Raw genomic sequence first — 19,564 nt, 5'->3', positions numbered from 1 at the left:
CCATGATCTCAAAGTTCTTCATCGAGCGGCCGGTCCTCTCGAACGTCATCGCGCTGCTGATGATCCTGATCGGCGGCGTCGCGCTGTTCAATCTCGCCGTCGCGCAATATCCCGACGTCGTGCCGCCGACCGTGCAGGTGACGACGCGCTATCCCGGCGCCAGCGCCAAGACCGTGATCGACACGGTTGCCTTGCCGATCGAGCAGCAGGTCAACGGCGTCGAGGACATGCTCTACATGCAGTCCTACAGCGGCTCCGACGGCACCTACACGCTGACGGTGACCTTCAAGATCGGCACCGACCTCAACTTCGCGCAGGTGCTGGTGCAGAACCGCGTCTCCAGCGCGCTGTCGCAACTACCGACCTCGGTGCAGAATCAAGGCGTCACCGTGCAGAAACGGTCGACCTCGATCCTGCTGTTCGTGACCCTGACCTCGCCGGACTCCAGGTTCGACAGCCTTTACTTGAGCAACTACGCCACCATCAACATCCGCGACGAGCTCTCCCGCCTGCCCGGCGTCGGCAATGTCACGGTGTTCGGCGCCGGCCAGTATTCGATGCGGGTCTGGCTCGATCCGAACAAGCTGCAGGTCCGGGGCCTCGTGCCGCAGGACGTCATCCAGGCGATCCAGCAGCAGAGCCAGCAGGTTGCCGCCGGCCAGGTCGGCGCGCCGCCGACGCCGCCGGGCCAGGCGTTCCAGTACACGCTCAACGTCAACGGCCGGCTCGACAACACCAGCGAGTTCGAGAACATCATCGTGAAGTCGGGCACCAGCGGCGACGTCACGCGGGTGCGCGACGTCGGCTGGGTCGAGCTCGGCGCGCAGACCTACAGCCAGATCTTCTCGCTGAACAAGCAGCCCGCCACCGGCATCGGCGTGTTCCAGTCGCCGGGCGCCAACGCACTCCAGGTCGAGCAGGCCGTCGAAAAGAAGATGGCGGAGCTCGCAAAGGCGTTCCCGCAAGGCATGAAGTACGATACGCCGTTCGACACCACGAAGTTCGTGCAGGCCTCGGTGCACGAGGTCTACATGACGCTGATCGAGGCCGGCCTCCTGGTGCTGGTCGTGATCCTGGTGTTCCTGCAGGACTGGCGTGCCATGCTGGTGCCGGCAACCACGGTGCCGGTCACCATCATCGGCGCATTCGCCGCGATGGCGGCGCTCGGCTTCACCATCAACATGTCGACGCTGTTCGCGATCGTGCTGGCGATCGGCATCGTCGTCGACGACGCCATCGTCGTGGTGGAAGGCGCCGCTCACAACATCGAGCAGGGCATGAACGGCCACGACGCCGCGATCAAGGCGATGGACCAGCTGTTCGCGCCGATCGTCGGCATCACGCTGGTGCTGATCTCGGTGTTCCTGCCGGCCTCGTTCCTCGCTGGCCTGACGGGGCGCATCTATTCGCAATTCGCGCTGGTGATCGCCGCAACCGCGCTTTTGTCTGCCATCAACGCGGCCACGCTGAAGCCGACGCAATGCGCGCTGTGGCTGCGGCCTACGGTGCCGCCGGAGCGGCGCAACTTCTTCTACCGCGGCTTCAACGCGGTCTATAACCGCGTCGAGCGGGGTTACACGCGGCTCATTGGCGTGCTGTGCAGGAACAGCACGATCTCGGTCGCGTTCGCGCTGGTGCTGATCGTAATCGGCGGCTACGGCCTGTCGCGGGTGCCGACCGGCTTCCTGCCGATCGAGGACCAGGGCTATCTGATCGCCGCCGTGCAGCTGCCCGACGGCGCCGCGCTGGAGCGGACCCAGAAGGTGCTCGACAGAGCGAGCGAGCTGATCAAGGAGACGCCCGGAGTCCAGCAGGTCATCACCATCGCCGGCATCTCCGCGCTCGACAACAGCGCCAGCCTTGCCAATGCCGGCGTCGCCTACATCATCCTGAAGGACTGGGAGGCGCGCAAGGGACCGGGCGAGGATCTGCGCTCGCTGGTGTACGGGCTGAACGACAAGCTCGCGGCCATCATGGAGGCGCGCACGCTGGTGCTGCCGCCGCCGCCGATCCAGGGCATCGGCAACGCCGCCGGCTTCTCGATGCAGGTCGAGCTGCGCGACGGCAACAGTGATTTCGCCAAGCTGCAAGCAATCACCGGCGCGATGGTCTCCAACGGACAGAGCCAGAGCGCGCTGCAGCGCGTGCAGTCCTCGTTCCGCTCGTCGGTGCCGCAATTCAACGTCGAGATCGACCGCATCAAGACCCAGACCCTGCACGTCACCACCGATCAGGTGTTCGCGGCGCTGTCGACCTATCTCGGCTCGTCCTACGTCAACCAGTTCAACAAGTTCGGCCGCGTATTCCAGGTCTACACCCAGGCCGATCCCGCCTTCCGCGTCACCGAGCGCGACATCGCCAACATGCAGGTACGCAACTCGAACGGCGACATGATCCCGATCGGCACCGTCGCCACGATCACGCCGGCCACCGGTCCGTCGCTGATCAGCCTCTACAATCTCTATCCCTCCTCGACCGTCATCGGCCTGCCGGCGCAGGGCTATTCGTCCGGCCAGTCGCTGAAGCTGATGGAAGAGATCGCGGACAAGACGCTGCCGCCGGGCACCGGCTACGAATGGACCGCGATGTCCTATCAGGAGAAGGCGGTCTCGAACCAGATCTACTGGGTGTTCGGCCTCGCCATGCTGCTGGTCTATCTCGTGCTCGCCGGCCAGTACGAGAGCTGGTACGCGCCGATCTCGGTGATCCTCGCCGTGCCGCTGTCGCTGATCGGACCCATGCTGATCCTCAACGGCCTGAAGATCGACAACAACCTCTATTGCCAGATCGGCCTGATCCTGCTGATCGCGCTCTCGGCCAAGAACGCCATCCTGATCGTGGAGGTGGGCCTAGAGCTGCACGGCCGCGACGGCAAGCCGGTGCTGGAAGCCGCGATCGAGGCGGCCCGCGCCCGCTTCCGCCCGATCCTGATGACGTCGTTCGCCTTCATCCTCGGCGTGGTGCCGCTGGTGATCGCGACCGGTGCCGGCGCCAGCGCCCGCAAATCGATCGGCATCACGGTGTTCTCGGGCATGCTGGCCTCGACCTGCCTCGCGGTGCTGTTCGTGCCGGCCTTCTTCGTGGTGGTGCAGCGCTTCGAGAACTGGCGCGCGTCGAAGAAGGTGGCAAAGACGCAGGTGGCACAACCGGCCGCGGAGGTGAAGTCCTAGGCACTCTCCGCCGGCGATCGCCGCGCCTCGCCGCTCGAGACCAGCAGCACCGAGACCTTCGACTGCCGCAGCACGGCGTCGGCGACGCCGCCGAATGAGAGATGGTCGCCCTGGATGCGATCGACGCCCATCACCACGAGATCGATATCCGTTGTGTCGATCTCGCGCAGGATCGCGGCTTCCGGTGCCCTGTTCACGCGCAACGTCGTGGTGATGTCGACGTCGTAGCGGGCGGCGAGGTCGCTGGTGTCTTTCAGGATTCCCTCCTCCTGGCTCAGCCCGCGGGACGCGCCGCGCTGCGCGCCCTTGTCCCGCGTCGTCGCCACGTAGATCACGCGGAGCGAGCCTGATCCGGCCTGCGCCAGCGCGACCGCGACCTCGGCGCCGCGCTTGGAGACGCCGCTGCCCGAGACCGGGACGAGGATGTTGAGAGCGTCGGGCATCGGTTGCTTCAGGTGCTTGCCCTTGGCCGCCACGATCGCGAGCGCCCCCTCGAACTCCGCCGCGATGTCCTCGATCTTGCGATCGAAGCGCTCGTTGGTCGCGGTGACCCTGTCGACGCCGACGACCAGGAGATCGAAGCCCTTTTTCGCCTCGTCGCCGATCGCCTCGCCGAGCCCGGACTTGCGAACCCGGGTCGTGACATCGACGCTGCCGGCATCGCCGTCGCCATTTGCGGAGACGGTGTCGGCGGCCTTCTTCACCACGACCTCGTGGCTCTTCTCCTCGCCGCGGGCCTTCTCCTGATCCTTGGCGCGCTGGCCGACATGCAGCACCGTGATCGGCAGGCCGCGCATGCCGGCGATCAGGCCGGCGATGTGGGCTGCGAAGGTGGCGTTGACGCTCTCGTCCACCGCCAGCAGGGGACGCTCGAGATTGGCGACGAAGCCGCGCTTCTCGAATTCTTCCCGCTCCAGCCGTTCCTTCTCCTCCTTGTTCATCGGCAGCTTTGCCAGCGCGGCGCGCAGCATCGGCGGCATCGCCATCGTGGTCACGATCGCCATGGTCACGATCATCGTGAACAGGTTCTGGCTGAGCACGCCGATGGAGAGGCCAATGGTCGCGATGATGACCTCGGTCGAGCCGCGCGCGTTCATCCCGCTCGCCAGCGCCAGCGATTCCCTGGTGCTCAGGCCCCCCAAGGTGCCGCCGACGAAGGCGCCGCCGAACTTGCCGACGCTGGCGATCACGACCAGCAGGCCGGTGAGCATCAGCAGATTGGGGTCGCGCAGCACCGAGAGATCGGCGCTGAGCCCGGCAAGGCCGAAGAACACCGGCATGAAGAAGCTCGAGATCAATCCGCGCAGGCGCTCGTCGATCTGCCGCGTCAGGATCGGGGACTCGCCGACCAGAATGCCGGCGACGAAGGCGCCGAGCACGGTGTGGACGCCGATCAGGTGCGTGATCAGCGCCATGCCGCTCATCAGCAGCAGGATCACGGTGATGACAGGCGCCGTGCTGACGAGGTTGTCGTTGGCCCAGCGGATCAGCTGAAACACGAGCCTGCGGCCGATGGTGAAGCTGATGGCGAGGAAGGCGAGCGTGCCCAGCACGGCTTTCGCCACCGAGGCGATATCCAGCGCCCCGTGCGAGGCCAGGCTGAAGATGACGGCGATGATGATCCAGCCGATGGTGTCGTCGATCACGGCGGTGGCGACGATGATCTGGCCGACATTGCGGCGCATGAAGTTCATCTCGCGCACGACCACGGCGACGATCTTCACCGAGGAGATCGACAGCGCCGTGCCCATGAACAGCGAGGCCACCAGGCGCTGCTCCGGTTGGGGCAGCAGCGCATCGGGCAGGAACTCGCCCAGCGCGAAGCCGCAGGCAAAGGGCACGAGGATGCCGGCGATCGAGATCGCGATCGCGGCCTTGCCGACCTTCCTGACCAGCTTCAGGTCGGTCTCCATGCCGGTGAGCAGCAACAGCAGCAGGATGCCGAATTGGGCGATGCCGTCGATCATCGCCTTCTGCTCGGGCGTCTTGGGAAAGATCGCGTGCTGCGCCTCCGGCCAGATCCAGCCGAACAGCGACGGCCCGAGGATGATGCCGGCGAGCAATTCGCCGATCACCGAGGGCTGGCCGATGCGCTGCATGATCTCGCCAAGGCCGCGGCCGACCGCGATCAGCAGCACGATCTGCGCCACCAGCAGGAATTCGGACGGGCCGGCGGATTTGCCGCCCTCGGCACTGGCCGCAATGGTGGTGAGGACAAGCGCCGCGGGGACAAGACCGACCGGTCGGAACAGGCGCCACTGCATGCAGGTGTCTTTCCCCCTTCATTCGCCGCGGCGAGGTGCCGGCGGCGACAGGGACAGAACCCGCGGGAGGCAGAGGGAGTTCCCTCCAACAGAAAAGTCGAAAACAACCCCATGCACAGTAGAGACGGGGTCGAAAAAGCTTAAGAAATTTCGGTCTTACCGAAACTACTTGCTCCGTCGGGCAAAACACCGGCATGATGGCATCATCGGCGGCATACGTGACGTGGCGCAACGCACGCCGTCTCCCCGCCATTGCGAGCTTCTCCGTCATTGCCAGCCAACGGGTCCGCGCGAACGCGCGGCCCGATGACAGGCTCCGCGAAGCAATCCTGAGTCCTTCCGCGGAGACAGTATGGATTGCCTCGCTACGCTCGCAAGGACGAGATCACGCCGCCTGCGGCGTCCTGATCTCGCGCGGGAGGATGATCGCCGCCGCGATCGCCAGCAGGCAAAGACCGGCAAAGGCATGCAGCATGGTGACGAAGCCGCCCTGCTCGTAGAGCCAGGCGACCAGGCCGACCGAGGCGCCGGCGGCGGTGAAGCCGATGAAATAGCGCACGGCGTAGGCGCGCGAGCGCCATTCCTCGCTGGTGTATTTGCCGACCATTGCATCGTTCACCGTGACCTGCCCGAACGCGCCCATGACGATGCCGATCGAAACCAGGATCAGCGGCAGATTGTTCAGGCTCGCCGCGAGATACAGGAACGGCGCCAGCATGAAGGACAGCGGCAGCGCCACCGTCTTCAGCGAGTAGCGGTCGAGCAGCCGGCCGATCGTGTACTGCGTCATCGCGCCGAACACGTAGACGCAGGCCGCGATGACGCCGAGCAGCGCCGGACTTTTGGTCAGATCCGCAAGCCGCTCCGCGAACAGCTTTGGCAGCGCGACGGTGACGGCATTGAACGTCGTCGAGATCGCGATCACGACGATCAGCAGCGCGAGGATCACGCGCCACATGTCCTGCTTGGCCACGCGCGCCTGAGCTGCCGCCTGCCTGGAGCCCTTGCGATCCTCATGCACGACCGTCATCGCGAACGCGATACCGATCAGGATGGTGACGATGCCGGGGACGATGAAGGCGAAACGCCAGCCGAGATACTGGCCGATCACGCCGGTGACGAGTGCGGAGGAAGCAACGCCGAGATTGCCCCAGACGCCGTTCAATCCCATCTCGCGGCCGAGCTTGTCGGCGTAGGACACGATCATCGCGGTGCCGACCGGATGATAGATGGAGGCAAAAATGCCGATGGCGAGCAGCGCCGCGCCGAGTTGCGCCTGCGTCTGCACCAAGCCGACCGAGATCATGGACAAGCCGATGCCGACGAAGAAGATCAGCATCATGTGGCGGCGGCTCCAGCGGTCCCCGAGCCAGCCGGTCAGCAGCGAGCCGGCGCCGAAGGCGACGAAGCCGGGCGTCGCGTAGGGCAGCAGTTCCGAATAGGCCATGCCGAGCGCCGGCCCCATGATGATCACGGCGGCGGCGAAGATCAGCATCGCATAATGGTCGATGAAATGGCCTGCGTTGACGAAGCTGATCACCCGGCTGGGGCTGTTCATGCGAATCCTCTCCTGCTCCGAAATGAGTTATATGTCGACCCCATGACGGGATGCTGCCAATGACTGTCGTCGAAACGCCAATCCTCCGGGAGGTCCGGAGCAACCACCGCTCGCCGGCGGGCGTGCATCTGGTCGCCCGCGACTATCCCAAGGGCATGCGGATCGATCCGCACATGCACCGCGAGGCACAGCTGATCTATGCCGCCAAGGGCACGATGCAGGTGACGACGCCCGGGGGCCGCTGGCTGGTGCCGCCGGACCGCGCGGTGTGGGTGCCGGCCGGGCTCCAGCACGCCATCGATCTGCTCGCCGACATCGAGATGCGCACGCTGTATTTCGACCTGCCCTGGCTGAAGCGCCAGAAGCGCCATGAGGGACTCACGAAGGAGTTCGTGGTGCGGGTGTCGCCGCTGCTGAACCAGGCGATCCTGGCGCTGTTCGACGCGCGCAATACGGAAGAACGCACCGAATTGCTGGTGCGCCTGGTGATGCTGGAACTGCATCAGGCCGAGGATTCCGCGACCTTCGTGCCGCTGCCGCACGAGCCGCGCTGCCGGCGCGCGGCGATGATCGTGCTCGACGATCCCACCGGCCTGCACGACATCGACACGCTGGCGCGCGAGGTCGGAACCTCCGCCCGCACGCTGTCGCGGCTGTTCTCGACGCAGACGCAGCTGAGCTTCAAGAGCTGGTGCCAGCGCGCCCGCATCGCGGCGGCGATCCACCGGCTGTCGACGGATGCCGGTGTATCGGTGAAGCAGCTCGCGACCCAGCTCGGTTATGCCAGCGTGCCGGCCTTTTCGGCAGCGTTCCGCCAGGTGACGGGGCGGACGCCGAGGGAGTTTGCGGGGAAGGGGTAGGTCCCCAACCTCCGTCATTGCGAGCGTAGCGAAGCAATCCAGACTTTTGCCGCGGAAAGACCCTGGATTGCTTCGCTACGCTCGCAATGACGGCGGGTGAGGCAGCCGCCTTGTTCTCCAAATGGGTGAACCGGTCAAGATTGGGCATGACAGCATTCTCGAAACGCACGGCCCAGCTAAAGTTGCCAAATTCCTCCGCTTGATTGTGATCGGCTTCCGCCTAAATCCCGTGTAAGCTTACCGCATCGCACAAACCGGATTCGAAAGCCCAGATGGCCAACGCCTTCTTCTCCGACCTGCTCGCAACGATTTCCGAGCGCGGCCGCACGCTGCTTCGCCGCGGTGACGGCCAGGACACCAAACAGGATGCCGACGGGCTGATCGAGCTGTGCGGCGCGCTGCTGTCGGGCCGGGGCGAAGCTTCGGGCACCGCCATGGCGCGTGAGGTGCTCGACATCTACCAGGAGTTGGATGCGACGGGACGCCGTGCCTTCTTCGACGCCCTGGTGCGCGATTTCGGCCCGGATCGGGAGCGTCTGTCGAAGGCGATCGAGGCATGGCGTACCAAGCCCAGTGACGAGGACGCGAGCTTCCTGCACTTCGCCTCGGAGCCGCGCCGGCAGGAGCTGATCCGCCGCCTCAACCGCGCGCCGGGCGGCACCGGCGACCTCGTCAACATGCGCGCCGACCTGCTCGGCATGATGAACGGGCACACCGATCTCGCCGCGCTCGATCGCGACGTCTCGCATCTTCTCTCTTCGTGGTTCAACAGGGGGTTTCTCGTGCTGCGCAGGATCGACTGGTCGACCCCGGCCAACATCCTCGAAAAGATCATCCGCTATGAAGCCGTGCACGAGATCAGCGACTGGGACGATCTGCGCCGCCGCCTCGATCCGGTCGACCGCCGCTGCTACGCCTTCTTCCATCCCGCGATGGTCGACGAGCCCCTGATCTTCGTCGAGGTGGCGCTGACCGAGACGATCCCGGGCGCAATCGCGCCGCTGCTTGCCGTCGATCGCCAGTACCTTCCCATAGAGAAGGCGCGCACAGCGGTGTTCTATTCGATCTCCAACACCCAGCGCGGCCTCGGCGGCATCTCCTTCGGCAGCTTCCTGATCAAGCAGGTGGTCGAGGAGCTGCGCCGCGAAACGCCGAAGCTCGACACTTTCGTGACGCTGTCGCCGGTGCCGGGCTTCATGTCATGGGTGAAGCAGGACAAGGACATGCCGCTGTCGGACGAGGACCGCGAGGTGCTCAAGCGCCTCGACGATCCCAAATGGTTCGAGAACCCCGAGACGACCGCGCTGCTCCGCGCCGTGATCGAGCCGCTCGCGGCGCACTACTTCCTCAAGGCGCGCACGCCGAAGGGCAAGCTGATCGACTCCGTCGCCCGCTTCCATCTCGGCAACGGCGCAAGGCTCGAACGCATCAACTGGCTCGGCGACCTCTCGCCCAAGGGCCTGCGTGAGTCGGCCGGCGTCATGGTCAACTATCTCTACCGCCTCGACGACATCGAGAAGAACCACGAGGCCTATGCCAATGACGGCGAGGTCGTAGCGTCGAGCGCGGTGAAGAAGCTGCTGAAGGGCGAAGGCAGGCGGCTGCTGGATATGAGGCTGTCGTAGACGCTCGCTCCACACCGTCATTGCGAGGAGCACTTGCGACGAAGCAATCCAGACTGGCTTCGCGGAAAGATTCTGGATTGCTTCGCTTCGCTCGCAATGACGAGTGCCCTCGCGCGATCCCGGCCGCTGTCCGCCGCAGGCCCAGGCGCCCACAAGCAATATCGCCCGCTCCGTCGTCATTGCGAGGAGCCCTTGCGACGAAGCAATCCAGACTGTCGCCGCGGAAAGACTCTGGATTGCTTCGCTTCGCTCGCAATGACGGAGAATGTGGCGGGCACCCGGGCTCGAGGTCAGATCAGCGTCTCGTACAAATCCGTCCAATCCGGATTGATGCTCTCTATCAGAGCAAGCTTCTTTGCCCGGCTGCCAGCCTTGATCTGCTTCTCGCGCGTAATCGCGTCGGTCATGGTGGCATTTAGCTCGTACCAGACGAGGAGCTTGCAGCCGTACTTCGAGGAGAAGCCTTTCACGAGACCCTCGCGATGCTCGAACGCGCGGCGCGGCGGATTGGAGGTAACGCCCGTGTAGATCGTCCCATTGCGGCGATTGGCGAACATGTACACGCAAGGCTGCTTCATGATCACCCTCATTTGAGAGAGCTTCAAGACTATCACAACCAAGAGATGATTGTGAGCAACGGCCGCGATCGGCGCGATAAAAATATGCGGACTCTCATTGCACGTCATTGCGAGGAGCCCTTGCGACGAAGCAATCCAGACTTCCGCCGCGGAGAGAATCTGGATTGCTTCGCTACGCTCGCAATGACGGAGAATGTGGCGCGGCCGTCGCCCCCAACGTTACTCCGCCAGCGCTTTCATCTCCTTGTAGAGATCCGACTTGCCTTCGAAGCCGATCCCTGAAAGCTCCGGCATGGTGATGTGGCCGTTCTCGACGCGGACGCCGTCGGGGAAGCCGCCATAGGGCTGAAACAGGTCGGGATAGCTTTCGTTGCCGCCCAAGCCAAGGCCTGCTGCGATGTTGAGCGACATCTGGTGGCCGCCGTGCGGGATGCAGCGGCTGGGCGACCAGCCATGGGTCTTCAGCACCTCCAGCGTGCGCTGGTATTCGCACAGGCCGTAGGACAGCGCGCAGTCGAACTGCAGCCAGTCGCGGTCGGGGCGCATGCCGCCGTAGCGGATTAGATTGCGGGCGTCCTGGTGGCTGAACAGGTTTTCGCCAGTTGCCATCGGGCCCGGATAGAATTCGGCGAGCGCGGCCTGCAGCGCGTAGTCGAGGGGGTCGCCGACTTCCTCGTACCAGAACAACGGATAGTCGCGCAGCATCTTGGCGTAGGCGATCCCGGTTTCGAGATTGAAGCGGCCGTTGGCGTCGACGGCGAGCTGCGCGTCCTTGCCGATCTCCTTCAGCACCGCCTCGATGCGGGTGCGGTCGTCCTCGATCGGCGCGCCGCCGATCTTCATCTTGACGACGTTGTAGCCGCGGTCGAGATAGCCGCGCATCTCGCCGCGCAGCATCGAGAGATCCTTGCCGGGATAGTAATAGCCGCCGGCGGCGTAGACGAACACGCGCGGATTGGCTTTGACGCCGTGACGCTCCGCGAGCAGGCGGAACAGCGGCTTGCCGGCGATCTTCGCCACCGCGTCCCACACCGCCATGTCGATGGTGCCGACCGCGACCGAGCGCTCGCCATGGCCGCCCGGCTTCTCGTTGGTCATCATCGCGCCCCAGACCCTGTCGGGGTCGAGATTGTCGCCGGACGCGTTCAGCAGCGACTTCGGATCGGCCTCCAGGATGCGCGAGGCGAAACGCTCGCGGATCAGGCCGCCCTGCCCGTAACGGCCGTTGGAGTTGAAGCCGTAGCCGACGACCCGCTTGCCGTCGCGCACGACGTCGGTGACGACGGCCACCAGGCTCGTCGTCATCTTGGTGAAGTCGATATAGGCGTTGCGGATCGGGGACGAGATCGGTTTTGTGATCTCGCGGACGTCGACGATGCGGACGGACATGCGGTTCAGCCTTCGATGGTTATTTTCGTCATTGCGAGGAGCTCTTGCGACGAAGCAATCCAGACTGTCACTCGCGGAAAGATTCTGGATTGCTTCGCTTCGCTCGCAATGACGGCGGTTGGACTTTACTTCTTGTCCCTGAAATACGGCTCCACCGGCCCGTGCACCTTGATGGTCAGCGGGTTGCCGTGGCGGTCCTTGGCATTGCCGGCGGTGACGCGGACCCAGCCTTCGCTGATGCAGTACTCCTCGACATTGGTCTTCTCGACGCCCTTGAAGCGAATGCCGACGTCGCGCGCCAGGATGTCCGCGTTGTAATAGGGGCTGTTCGGATCGACCGACAGGCGGTCGGGAAATTCGTCGCTCATGATTGTCTCGCTCATAACAGGGTCTCGATTTGCTGCCGCAATCCTTCGGGCCGGGCGGTCGGCGCGTAGCGCGCGATCACCTTGCCGGCACGGTCCACCAGGAATTTCGTGAAATTCCATTTGATGGCGGCGCCGAGCAGGCCGGATTGCTGGCGTTTCAGGTACTCGTACAAAGGGTGCGCGTTGCTTCCATTGACGTCGATCTTCTCGAACAGGGGAAAGGTGACGTCGTAATTGGCCGAGCAGAACGCCTGGATCTCGCTCGCCCGCCCCGGCTCCTGCGCGCCGAACTGGTTGCAGGGGAAGCCGAGCACGGAGAAGCCGCGCGGCGACAGGTCGCGATAGAGATCCTCGAGGCCGCGATATTGCGGCGTGAAGCCGCATTTGCTCGCGGTGTTGACGATCAGCAGCACCTGTCCCTCGAAACGGCGCATGGCGACTTCGTCGCCGGCAAGCGAGTTGGCCTTGAAGTCGTAGATCGCGGACATCGCTAGCCCACGGGATCGATCGGCGACGGCGGCACGCCGCCCGCCTCGATCGCTTCGCCGGCGAGGAGGCAGAGATCCTCGCGGTAGCGGCCGGACACGATATGCACGCCGACCGGCGCCTTGCCGACGAGGCCGGTCGAGACCACCAACCCCGGCAGCCCCATGAAGGGAATGGCGATCTGCGGCAGCTGCGCTTCCCAGACGCGCTTGAAGGATTCGTCGTCCTTGCGGTCGAGGTGATCCGGGAACGGCAGTTCGCCGGAGACCGGCGTCAACAGTACCGCGTAGGTCTCGAAGAACGCCATCCAGTCGCGGGTCAGCATGGCTCTTCGGGTCAGCGCCTTGGCGTAATTCGCCTGGTCCATCGGCGTCACCCTGCTGCGGTTGCCGCGCAGGCACGCCAGCGCGCCGGGATCGCCCTCGCGCTCGGCCATTTCGAGTTGCGCCTCGTAGCCGTCGCCGAGCCAGAGCTTGATCTGCCACTCGACCGCTTCGCGCATCGGCGGGGTGTTCTCGATTGTCTCGACGGTCCAGCCCGCCCGCTCCAGGCGCTTGCCGGCGTCAATCACCGCGGCCTTCACCTCAGGCGTGGTCGCAAGGCCGTCCGGGTTGAGGCAGAGCGCGGCGCGCTTCGGCCGCGCCGGGCCTTCCAGCGGCGCCGGCACGAACCAGGGGTCGCGGGCGTCGCGGGCCGACATCGCGGCGAGCGAGATCCTGATGTCGTTGACGGTACGCGCCAGCGGACCCGACACCGCCATGATCTGCGGCCCGATCGGGCGCTCCGGCAGCGCCGGGTTGAAGGCGGGAATCCGGCCCAGCGTCGGGCGCAGGCCGTGCACGCCGCAGGCATAGGCGGGATAGCGGATCGAGCCGGCAATGTCGGTGCCATGGGCGATATGGCCGATGCCGGCCGCAACCGCCGAGCCGGCGCCGCCGGACGAGCCGCCCGGCGTCAGCGAGGCATCGCGGGGGTTCTTGGTGTCGCCATGGACCAGATTGGTGGTGAACCAGCGATAGGAGAAGGCCGGGCAATTGGTGCGCCCCAGCAGAACGGCGCCCGCTTTGCGGAAATTGGCGACCACGGGATTGTCCTCGCGCGCGATCAGGTCGCGCTGGAGTTTCAGGCCGTTGGTGGTGGCAAAGCCCTCCTGGTCGACATTGGCCTTGATGGTGACGGGCACGCCGGCGAGGACACCGGGGTCCTCGCCCCTCGCGATGGCGGCATCGACGGCGTCGGCCTGCTTGAGCACGTCGTCCGGCCGGTGGTCGATCACGGCGTTGAGCCTGGGATTGACGGCGTCGAGCCGGGCGAGCCCGGCCTGGGCCGCCTCCCTGGCGGAGACTTTTTTGGCTTTGACGAGGGTGACGAGGTCGGCGGCCGACAGGCGCCAGAGATCTTGCATGGCGAACTCCGTGTAACCACCGTCTTTTAGCGCCGGGAACGCGGCAAAGCCATGCGGATTTCGCAGCGGCGAAGGGGGTGGGATGCGCGGACTATGGCCGCAACCGCCGTCATTGCAATGACGGCGGAGAGAGCCGTGGCTAATGCCGCGTCGCAGACTGGTCCGGGATGTCCAGGAGCGCCTCGGTGAAGGGGAATTCGAGCACGATCTCGCCTTCGACGTCGGTGACCTCGATCACCGCCTCCATCAGGGCCGGCTGGGCGCCCTCCGATTTCACCACTTCCAGGATCATCTGGCGGGCGACCTCCCAGGCGCGATCGGGATTGCGCAGATCCTCTCCCTCGGGATCCACGATCAATTCGTCGCCGATGCGGGTGTTGAAGAAATATTTGGGCATCACGAGATCCAGCTAAAGTCGCATGTACCGGATTGAAAGCTGCACTGCACTCACAACTGCTTTATCAGGACAGCGTTCACGACCGAATGCGCCAGGCGCAGGGCCGCATCACCAGAAAGTACTGTTCCCCGCGCATTTTTCGCGGCGCAATATGGCCCTGCTCGGGAAAATTTCACTGGCGAACTTTTGTGCTCGCAGTAACTTAGCCTCGGGCGGATACGTCCGAAATCTCGAAAATGGAGAGCCAAAATGGCCTGGAAAGCCCCCAAGATCGTCGAAGTGCCCTGTGGCATGGAAATCAACATGTATGTGAGCGCCACCCGCAAGTAAGCGGTTGGTGATCTGCGTTCTGCGCAGGTGGATCTTTCGGTCACGATGCATGTCCGGAAGACAGGATTTGTGTCGGCGTGAGGTCCACCTCGCGACATTGCCTCCAGGAGACGGATCATGCTTCGCGTCGTCGTCCTGGGCGCCGGGGCCGGCGGCGGAGTTCCGCAATGGAATTGCGGTTGCGAGGCCTGCCGGGCGGCGCGCAGCCACGGCCAAGAGCTTCATCGAACCCAGGCCTCGGTCGCCTTCAGCGGCGATGGCGAGCACTGGTTTTTGATCAACGCTTCCCCTGATCTCCGCCAGCAATTGAATGCCACGCCGCAGCTGCATCCCAAGGCAGGCGCGTTGCGCCATACGCCGATTGCGGGCGTGATCCTGACCAACAGCGAAGTGGACGCGGTCGCGGGCCTGCTGTCGATGCGCGAGGGCTCGCCCTTCACGGTCTATGCGCACGAGAAGGTGCTGGCGATCCTGAACAGCAACAGCATCTTCAACGTGCTGAACGAGAAGAACGTCAGGCGCCAGCCGATCGCCATCAACGAGCCGTTCGAGCCGCGGCTGCCGGACGGCGCGCGCTCGGGGCTCGAGGTGCTGCCCTTCGCGGTGCCGGGCAAATCGGCGTGGTATCTGGAAGGCAAGGCACATCCCGGCGGCCAGAGCGGCGACGGCGACACGCTGGGGCTCAAGATCACCGACAAGTCGACCGGCAAGTGCTTCTACTTCATCGCCGCCTGCGCCGAGGTGACCGACGCACTCAAGGCCGAGATCGACGGCGCTGCGCTGGTGTTCTTCGACGGCACGGTCTGGCGGGACGACGAGATGATCAGGGCCGGGCTCGGCCACAAGACCGGCAAGAGCATGGGTCATGTCGCGATGTCCGGCGACGACGGCGCGATCGCGCGGCTCGCCGACCTCACACTCGACAGGAAGATGTTTCTGCATATCAATAACTCGAACCCGGCGCTGCTGCCTGGCTCGCCCGAGCGCAAGTCTGCCGAGCAGGCGGGCTGGCAGATACCCGCCGACGGAACGGAGATCGTGCTGTGAATGCCGCGTCACCGACTGGAATGACCGCGCTCTCGATCGGCAAGGACATCAGGCTCACTAGCGCCGAGGAGCTGGAGGCGACGCTGCGCCATATCGGGGCGACGCGCTATCACAGCCTGCATCCGTTCCATAAGCTCTTGCACGGCGGCAAGCTGAACAAGGGCCAGGTGCAGGCCTGGGCGCTGAACCGCTATTATTACCAGAGCACGATCCCGATCAAGGACGCGGTGGTGATCTCGCGCTTCCGCGACCGCGCCACCCGGCTGGAATGGCGCCACCGCATCGAGGACCATGACGGCGATGTCGGCAGCGAGGGCGGCATCGAACGCTGGCTGAAGCTGACCGAAGGCCTCGGGCTCGACACGGCCTATGTGGAATCGACCGAGGGCATCTTGCCGGCGACGCGCTTCGCGGTCGAAGCCTATGTCCATTACTGCCGCGAGAAGAGCCCGCTGGAGGCGATCGCGTCCTCGCTGACCGAATTGTTCGCGCCGAACCTGCACGAGGAGCGTATCTCCGGCATGCTGGAGCACTACGACTTCGTCAATCCCGATATCATGAGCTACTTCAAGCGGCGCCTGACCCAGGCGCCGCGCGATGCCGGCTTTGCGCTCGATTACGTCAAGGCGCATGCCACGACGCCGGAGCAGCGCGCGCAGGTCTGCAATGCGCTGATCTTCAAGACCAACGTGCTGTGGGTGCAGCTCGATGCGCTCCAGCACGCCTATGTCGAGGGCCACATTCCGCCGGGCGCGTTCGTGCCCAAAGCGGGTTAAGGGATAAAGCGATGGCCGGGCCGCGCAATATCAGCGTCAGCGAGGCAAGCCGCCCGGTGCTGCCGCGCCACGCCAGGCTGAAATACGACGAGACGCGACAAGTCTGGGTGATCCTGGCCCCGGAACGGGTGCTGGCGCCGGACGAGATCGCGGTCGAGGTCTTGCAGCTCTGCAACGGCGAGCGCAATGTCGGCGATATCGCCGATCAGCTGGCCGCGAAATATGCCGCACCGCGCGAGGCGATCCTGGCCGACGTCATCGTCATGCTGCAGGATCTCGCCGACAAGGGCTTCCTCACGGAGGCCCGGGAGAAGACGTCATGAGCGATGTGCTCGGCAACCCGGCAATTCCACCCGACGCCAGCGACAGCCTCGCCGTGCTGGAGAAGCAGCGCTCGACGGCGGAAACCTTCGGCATTCCGCTGGCGGTGCTGCTCGAGATCACCCATCGCTGCCCGCTGCAATGCCCCTATTGCTCGAATCCGGTCGAGCTCGACCGCTCGGGCAAGGAGCTGACCACCGGGGAATGGAAGAAGGTCCTGAGCGAGCTTGCCGAGATCGGCGTGCTGCAGGTGCATTTCTCCGGCGGCGAGCCGACGGCGCGCAAGGATCTCGTCGAGCTGGTCAAGCATGCGAGCGACGTCGGCCTCTATACCAACCTCATCACCTCGGCCGTGCTGCTGACGCGCGAGCGGCTGAGCGAGCTTGCGGACGCCGGGCTCTGCCACGTCCAGATCTCTTTCCAGGGCGTCGAAGAAGGCCTCGCCGATCGCGTCGCCGGTTATAAAAACGGGCATCGCAAGAAGCTCGAAGTGGCGAAATGGACCCGCGAGCTGGATCTGCCGCTGACCGTCAATGCGGTGATGCACCGGCAGAACCTGCATCAGCTCCCTGACATCGTCCAAATGTCGGTCGATCTCGACGCCGACCGGCTCGAGGTCGCCAACGTGCAATATTACGGCTGGGCGCTGAAGAACCGTGCCGCGCTGATGCCGACAGTGGCGCAACTCGAAGAGTGCACCCGGATCGTCGAAGAGGCGCGCGAGCGGCTGAAGGGGCGGCTGACGATCGACTACGTCGTTCCCGACTATTACGCGCTGCGGCCGAAGAAGTGCATGGGCGGCTGGGGCCGGCAGTTCTTCAACATCTCGCCCGCCGGCAAGGTGCTGCCCTGCCACGCCGCCGAAAGCATCACCGGGCTCGACTTCGAATCGGTGCGCTCCAACCATTCGATCGCCTGGATCTGGCAGAACTCCGAGGCCTTCAACCGCTATCGCGGCACCGGCTGGATGAAGGAGCCGTGCAAGTCCTGCGAATTCCGCGAGATCGATTTCGGCGGCTGCCGCTGCCAGGCCTTCGCGCTGACCGGCGATGCCGCCAACACCGACCCCGCCTGCGCGCTGTCGCCGCTGCACGAAACCATCTTCAAGCAGGCCGAGCGCGAGGCCGAAGGCGAGACCAACCGCTTCCTCTACCGCAACTTTGCCGGTGGCACCTTGGAATCCGAGAATGGCGCCTGACGCCGACGCGGCCGCATCCGCCAGGCGCGCCGATCCCTTTGCGCCGCTGACCTCCGAAATGCTCGATGTCGGCGAGGGCCACGAGCTCTATGTCGAAAGCGTCGGCCGGGCCGACGGCATTCCCGCCATCTATCTGCATGGCGGCCCCGGCAGCGGCTGCCAGCCCGATCATCGCCGGCTGTTCGATCCCGACCGCTTCTGCGCGGTGTTGTTCGACCAGCGCGGCTGCGGCCGCAGCCGTCCCAAGGGATCGCGCCAGCACAACACCACGGCGCACCTGATCGCGGACATGGAGAAGATCCGCGAAAAATTCGGCTTCGAACGCTGGATAGTGGTCGGCGGTTCCTGGGGCGCGACGCTGGCGCTGGCTTATGCGCAGGCGCATCCCGGGCGCGTCAGCGGCATTGCGCTGCGCGCGACGTTTCTCGGCACGCGCGCGGAAGTGGAGACGGCCTTTACCTCGCGCCTGTCGCAATTCTATCCCGCGCTCTACGAGGATTTTCTGAGCGTACTGCCGCTAGAGGAGCGCGAGCGGCCGGTGGAAGCTTACTATCGCCGCATCCTCGATACCGATCCCGCCGTGCACGGGCCCGCGGCGCGCGCCTGGCACGACACCGAACGCGCGTTGTCGGAACACAAGGCGGCAAAGACGCGGCTGGACCTGGCGTCGCTGAACGTGTGGCGCACATTGCCGGCGACGCCGTTCATGGAGGCGCATTATTTCGTCCACGACAGCTTCATGACGGAGGACCAGCTGTTGCGGAACGCCGGCAAGCTCGATGGCATTCCCGGCATCATCGTTCAGGGCCGCTACGACCTGTTGTGCCCTCCTGAGACATCTCAGGCGCTGGCGAAGGCGTGGCCGGGTTCCGAGATTCGCATCGTGGAAGAAGCCGGGCATTCGCTCTATGATGCCGGCGTGCGGGACGCGGTCATGAAGTCGATCGCAGACCTCGCATCAAAGGCCGCACGATAACAGGACAAGAAAAATGCCGCTCGCCGGGAAAGGCATGCTGCTGACGTCGATGAATATCGACGCGGCCGATGAGGCCGATTTCAACCGCTGGTACGATCGCGAGCATCTGGAAGAGCGCGTTGCGATCGAGGGATTCCTCGAAGCGCGGCGCTATGTCGCGCACGCCGCCAATCCCAAATATCTCTGCCTGTATTCGACCGCGACGCTCGACGTGCTCGACAGCCCTGCCTACCGGGCGCGGCTCGCCAACCCGACCGACTGGTCGCGGCAGAGCATGGCGCGGTTCAAGGACATGCTGCGCGTCGTCGCGCGGATCACCATCAGCAACGGAGCAGGGCGCGGCGCCGCGCTCGGCGTGGTGCGGCTGCGGCCGACCCCGGAGAATGCCGTGGCGTGGCGTGACGCACTGCAAGAAAGGCTGGCGCCGGAAAAACACGACGGCATCATCTCGATGCATCTGCTCGAAAGCGAGCCGGAATTGTCGGGTGCGACGCCTGAGATTCCGGCAATGCGCAACGAAGGTGCACGCGACTGGTTCGTGCTGATCGACGGCACCCGTGTCGGCGCGGTCTCGGCGGTCATCGCCGAAAGCTTCACCGGTCCTGCGGCAGCGCCCTTCCCGCTTCCGGTCTCGGTCGGCACTTACGCGCTGATGTGGGATCTGGCGAAGAGCGAGATCGCGCGCGGCTGAAGCAGCGCAGCGCAACATGTTGCACCGCCGCATTGCTGCGCGCTTCCGTTAATGCTGTGCGCGCGCAGCTCCCATGAAAGAGGGGAAGCGCGAAAATTTGCCGTTGTACTTCGGACCGGTTCTAA

Annotated in this window: 18 protein-coding genes; 10 read left to right on the top strand and 8 right to left on the bottom strand. The window is 64.9% G+C overall.

The features are described 5' to 3' along the window. Window positions 1-2: 2 nt before the first annotated feature. A complete protein-coding gene (locus NR187_RS05345) occupies window positions 3-3,170 on the top strand; it encodes an efflux RND transporter permease subunit (protein ID WP_256805923.1) in 3,168 nt (1,055 codons plus the stop codon). Here the strand turns inward: NR187_RS05345 and NR187_RS05340 are convergent. Together NR187_RS05340 and NR187_RS05335 are read right to left on the bottom strand one after the other, a co-directional pair. After that, the gene (locus NR187_RS05340) at window positions 3,167-5,434 is read right to left on the bottom strand and encodes a cation:proton antiporter (protein ID WP_211384379.1); all 2,268 of its coding nucleotides are present in this window, start codon (window positions 5,432-5,434) and stop codon (window positions 3,167-3,169) included. The genes NR187_RS05345 and NR187_RS05340 overlap by 4 nt on opposite strands. 385 nt (window positions 5,435-5,819) lie before the next feature. Further along, complete coding sequence (locus NR187_RS05335) at window positions 5,820-6,992, bottom strand: MFS transporter (protein ID WP_256805922.1); 1,173 nt, start codon at window positions 6,990-6,992, stop codon at window positions 5,820-5,822. A 59-nt stretch (window positions 6,993-7,051) separates the two neighbouring features. Here NR187_RS05335 and NR187_RS05330 point away from each other — a divergent pair, with 59 nt between their 5' ends. Beyond that, on the top strand, window positions 7,052-7,852 hold the full coding sequence (locus tag NR187_RS05330) for a helix-turn-helix transcriptional regulator (protein ID WP_256805921.1): 801 nt from the start codon (window positions 7,052-7,054) through the stop codon (window positions 7,850-7,852). Between the two features lie 272 nt (window positions 7,853-8,124). Further along, complete coding sequence (locus tag NR187_RS05325; RefSeq protein WP_211384376.1) at window positions 8,125-9,477, top strand: malonyl-CoA decarboxylase; 1,353 nt, start codon at window positions 8,125-8,127, stop codon at window positions 9,475-9,477. A gap of 290 nt (window positions 9,478-9,767) precedes the next feature. Here the strand turns inward: NR187_RS05325 and NR187_RS05320 are convergent, their stop codons facing one another. The 6 genes from NR187_RS05320 to NR187_RS05295 all read right to left on the bottom strand — a co-directional run bounded on the left by NR187_RS05320 (window position 9,768) and on the right by NR187_RS05295 (window position 14,100). Next, window positions 9,768-10,055: a GIY-YIG nuclease family protein gene (locus tag NR187_RS05320; protein WP_211384375.1), complete on the bottom strand. Its 288-nt coding sequence runs from the start codon at window positions 10,053-10,055 to the stop codon at window positions 9,768-9,770. A 219-nt stretch (window positions 10,056-10,274) separates the two neighbouring features. Then, window positions 10,275-11,444 (bottom strand): D(-)-tartrate dehydratase, encoded by a 1,170-nt coding sequence (gene tarD, locus NR187_RS05315; RefSeq protein WP_211384374.1) that lies wholly within the window; start codon window positions 11,442-11,444, stop codon window positions 10,275-10,277. A 125-nt stretch (window positions 11,445-11,569) separates the two neighbouring features. Then, complete coding sequence (locus NR187_RS05310; protein WP_018318553.1) at window positions 11,570-11,827, bottom strand: DUF3297 family protein; 258 nt, start codon at window positions 11,825-11,827, stop codon at window positions 11,570-11,572. Further along, window positions 11,824-12,300 carry a glutathione peroxidase gene (locus tag NR187_RS05305; protein WP_211384373.1) on the bottom strand — a complete coding sequence of 159 codons (477 nt, stop codon included), beginning with the start codon at window positions 12,298-12,300 and terminating at the stop codon, window positions 11,824-11,826. Before NR187_RS05305 ends, NR187_RS05310 begins: the two co-directional genes overlap by 4 nt. Before the next feature lie 2 nt (window positions 12,301-12,302). Next, the gene (locus NR187_RS05300; RefSeq protein ID WP_256805920.1) at window positions 12,303-13,703 is read right to left on the bottom strand and encodes an amidase family protein; all 1,401 of its coding nucleotides are present in this window, start codon (window positions 13,701-13,703) and stop codon (window positions 12,303-12,305) included. 139 nt (window positions 13,704-13,842) lie between these two features. Beyond that, window positions 13,843-14,100, bottom strand: coding sequence for a hypothetical protein (locus NR187_RS05295; RefSeq protein WP_211384371.1), 258 nt, complete (start codon window positions 14,098-14,100; stop codon window positions 13,843-13,845). 249 nt (window positions 14,101-14,349) lie between these two features. Between NR187_RS05295 and pqqA the strand changes: the two genes are divergently transcribed. The 7 genes from pqqA to NR187_RS05260 all read left to right on the top strand — a co-directional run bounded on the left by pqqA (window position 14,350) and on the right by NR187_RS05260 (window position 19,439). Next, entirely contained in the window at window positions 14,350-14,430 is an 81-nt protein-coding gene (pqqA, locus tag NR187_RS05290) for a pyrroloquinoline quinone precursor peptide PqqA (protein WP_007595659.1), read from the top strand. A gap of 117 nt (window positions 14,431-14,547) precedes the next feature. Continuing rightward, complete coding sequence (pqqB, locus tag NR187_RS05285) at window positions 14,548-15,477, top strand: pyrroloquinoline quinone biosynthesis protein PqqB (RefSeq protein ID WP_256805919.1); 930 nt, start codon at window positions 14,548-14,550, stop codon at window positions 15,475-15,477. 20 nt (window positions 15,478-15,497) lie between these two features. Further along, on the top strand, window positions 15,498-16,253 hold the full coding sequence (gene pqqC / locus NR187_RS05280; protein ID WP_306235238.1) for a pyrroloquinoline-quinone synthase PqqC: 756 nt from the start codon (window positions 15,498-15,500) through the stop codon (window positions 16,251-16,253). Between the two features lie 11 nt (window positions 16,254-16,264). Continuing rightward, window positions 16,265-16,576, top strand: a complete 312-nt coding sequence (pqqD, locus tag NR187_RS05275) for a pyrroloquinoline quinone biosynthesis peptide chaperone PqqD (protein WP_211384368.1) — start codon at window positions 16,265-16,267, stop codon at window positions 16,574-16,576. Continuing rightward, window positions 16,573-17,772 carry a pyrroloquinoline quinone biosynthesis protein PqqE gene (gene pqqE, locus NR187_RS05270; protein ID WP_256805916.1) on the top strand — a complete coding sequence of 400 codons (1,200 nt, stop codon included), beginning with the start codon at window positions 16,573-16,575 and terminating at the stop codon, window positions 17,770-17,772. Before pqqD ends, pqqE begins: the two co-directional genes overlap by 4 nt. After that, window positions 17,762-18,748 (top strand): prolyl aminopeptidase, encoded by a 987-nt coding sequence (pip, locus tag NR187_RS05265; protein ID WP_211384366.1) that lies wholly within the window; start codon window positions 17,762-17,764, stop codon window positions 18,746-18,748. The genes pqqE and pip overlap by 11 nt, the downstream gene beginning before the upstream one ends. Before the next feature lie 13 nt (window positions 18,749-18,761). Next, complete coding sequence (locus tag NR187_RS05260; RefSeq protein ID WP_211384365.1) at window positions 18,762-19,439, top strand: DUF4286 family protein; 678 nt, start codon at window positions 18,762-18,764, stop codon at window positions 19,437-19,439. The last annotated feature ends 125 nt before the right edge of the window (window positions 19,440-19,564 follow it).

The organism is Bradyrhizobium sp. Bra64 (assembly GCF_024519875.1).
GTDB classification, from domain to species: Bacteria; Pseudomonadota; Alphaproteobacteria; order Rhizobiales; family Xanthobacteraceae; genus Bradyrhizobium; species Bradyrhizobium japonicum_G.
The sequence above is the reverse complement of the archived record's forward strand: the minus strand, read 5'-3'. Positions and strand labels throughout refer to the sequence as shown.